At 66.9% G+C, this 2,302-nt stretch carries 3 protein-coding genes; all 3 read right to left on the bottom strand.

What is annotated here, in order from left to right; genetic code table 11:
• Window positions 1-289: hypothetical protein (locus A33M_RS19260; protein WP_157223574.1), on the bottom strand; the 289-nt coding region annotated here is incomplete at its 3' end.
• A 390-nt stretch (window positions 290-679) separates the two neighbouring features.
• Window positions 680-1,078 carry a phosphate-starvation-inducible protein PsiE gene (locus A33M_RS19255; RefSeq protein ID WP_040621898.1) on the bottom strand — a complete coding sequence of 133 codons (399 nt, stop codon included), beginning with the start codon at window positions 1,076-1,078 and terminating at the stop codon, window positions 680-682.
• A 159-nt stretch (window positions 1,079-1,237) separates the two neighbouring features.
• Complete coding sequence (locus tag A33M_RS19250) at window positions 1,238-2,170, bottom strand: lactate/malate family dehydrogenase (protein WP_040621892.1); 933 nt, start codon at window positions 2,168-2,170, stop codon at window positions 1,238-1,240.
• Window positions 2,171-2,302: the final 132 nt, after the last annotated feature.

Genomic DNA, 2,302 nt, shown 5'->3' with positions numbered 1-2,302 from the left:
GCCCCGCCGCGCCGCCTTCGCCGGGCGTGCCGGCCCGCCGCCGCCGCAGCCGGGGACGCGCCAGGAAGGCCGCGGCGCCGGTCGCCCCGCGCGTGCGCAGCCGGCGCTTCAGCCGCTGCACCACCTCGTCGACCACGAGATCGAGAACGAACTTGGCGAGCTTGGTGCGCTCGCGATCGCGCTCGACGGACGGCGCCGCGGGCGCGTCACGATGCGGATCGCCGAGCGTGCTCCGACGCATCTTCACGATGCGCCGGGCCCCACTGTCGTCTGCTGAAGTCTCGGACATGCGCGCACCTCGCTCGAAACAAACATTCGGTGCGAGCGGACCCGCGCGGCACCGGCGACACTTGGTATCATCGTCGCTCACACGACAGAGCGAGATGAACCGTGTGCCATTCCCAAAAATGATAGTGCATGATTCTGTCTTGTGAGCATGCATCGATTGCGACTCTGGGTCGCTGGTGCAACGCGACGTGAAACGTCTCGTTCCGTGCTGCGCTGCAATGCAGCCGACGAAGAGCCGATCGACACGAAGCTTGCACGGTGCGGCCACACCGCTGCCGTGATCGGCGGCGCGGCTCTCACATGCGGCGGCTCGACATCGGGAAAGTCGTTACTGCGCGCGCACGATTGCGTGGACGCGCTCTAATCCGCGCGGATCGGATTTCGCATCGGACTAATCTTCACGTCCCTCTTTCGGGGTCGCGTAGCCGATCACCGCGCAGGCGATCGCCAGAATCAGGATCGCGCCGCTCTCGTAGATCAGATTGATCGGCGGCAGATCCTTGCCCTGCAGGATGACCAGCCGCGCGAGCGCGGTGATGGCGATGAACAGCGGCAGCGTGATCGGGATCTTCTTGCTGTCGTAATAGACGCCGACCATCGCCAGCACCTCGACATAGATGAACATCAGGAGGAGGTCCTGCAGGCCGACCCGGCCGCCGAGCACGAGGGTGTGGAGCTCCTGCCCGACGGCGATCAGCGTCAGCCCGGCGATGCCGAGCAGCAGCGCGTTCTCGGTGACGTGAATGACCGTGCTGAGGAGCTTGCGAACGGCGCCGGCCACCGGGTTCATGATCGCCCCTCGTTCATGATCGTGCTTCTCCTGCCGGCGCACCGACGCATCGCGCGCGACTCGCGCGTCGTTTCTTCCCGCGATGCTGCAGCGCCGAAGCGCGACGGACAATCCGACGTCTCGTCGCGCCCCGCTCCGCTTCGCACGAACCGGCGGGCGTCACAGGCCGGCGAGCGCCAGAAGTTCTCGCACGTGCGCGTGGGAGGCCTCGAAGTCGGCCTGCTCCTCGGCGTCGAACCGGTACGCCACGATGCGCTGCAAGCCGCCGCGGCCGATCACGCACGGCACGCTCATCACCGCGCCCTCGACGCCGTACTCGCCCTCCAGCATCGCGCCGACCGGCAGCACCGAATGCTCGTTGCCGGCGATCGCCCGGACGATGCGGAAGACGCTGGCGGCGATGCCGTGATTGGTGTTGCCCTTGCCGGCGAAGATGTCGAGGCCGATCTGCAGCACCCGCCCGCGCACCGCGGCGCGGTCGAGCGGCGCGTGGCCGTTGAGCCGGCAGAAGGTGTCGACCTCGAGGCCGCAGACATTGCACAGGCTCCACGGGATGAAGGCGGTGTGGCTGTGGTCGCCGAGCACCCAGCCGAAAATGTTCTTCGGGTCGATGCCGACGTGCTCGCTGACGATGCGCATGAAGCGCGCGGTGTCGACGATGGTGCCGAGGCCGATCACCCGGCTCTTCGGGAACGAGGAGTATGTCAGCGCGACCTGCGCCATCACGTCGACCGGATTGGTCACCATCAGCACGATCGCGTTCGGCGAGGTCGCCTCGACGCGGGCGATGATGTCGCGGATCACCTTGGTGTTCACCTCGACCAGCACGTCGCGCGACTCGCCCTGCTTGAGCTGCGCACCGGCGGTGATCACCACCACGTCGCTGCCCACCGTGTCGGCGTAGCCGCCGGCGACGAGGCGCGGGTTCTTGGCGTAGATGAACGAGGTCGTGTGGGCGAAGTCCCACATCTCGGCCTGCGCCTTCGCGGTGTTCTGGTCGACCGCGACGATCTCGCTCGCCACCGTCGAGGCGACCAGATGCGCCACCACCTCGGTGCCGACCGCACCCATGCCGATCACTGAAATTTTCATCGTCTCACCCGTGAACGTTCGTCACGCGGTGCAGCATACACCCGCCGATGCCGGACCGTCGCGGCGAGCGATGCGCGATGCTTTCATACCGGATTCGGGTGATCAGTTCCGAGTGATGGGTTTCGGCCACCA

This window comes from Rhodovulum sp. PH10, from assembly GCF_000293785.1.
In the GTDB taxonomy this organism is placed as follows: domain Bacteria; phylum Pseudomonadota; class Alphaproteobacteria; order Rhizobiales; family Xanthobacteraceae; genus Rhodoplanes.
This window is presented reverse-complemented; position numbering and strand designations above follow the sequence as displayed.

Excerpts from the sequence above, each read along its gene's own strand:
- A33M_RS19255 (WP_040621898.1), bottom strand. The coding sequence starts at position 1,078 with ATGAACCCGGTGGCCGGCGCCGTTCGCAAGCTCCTCAGCACGGTCATT.
- A33M_RS19250 (WP_040621892.1), bottom strand. The coding sequence starts at position 2,170 with ATGAAAATTTCAGTGATCGGCATGGGTGCGGTCGGCACCGAGGTGGTG.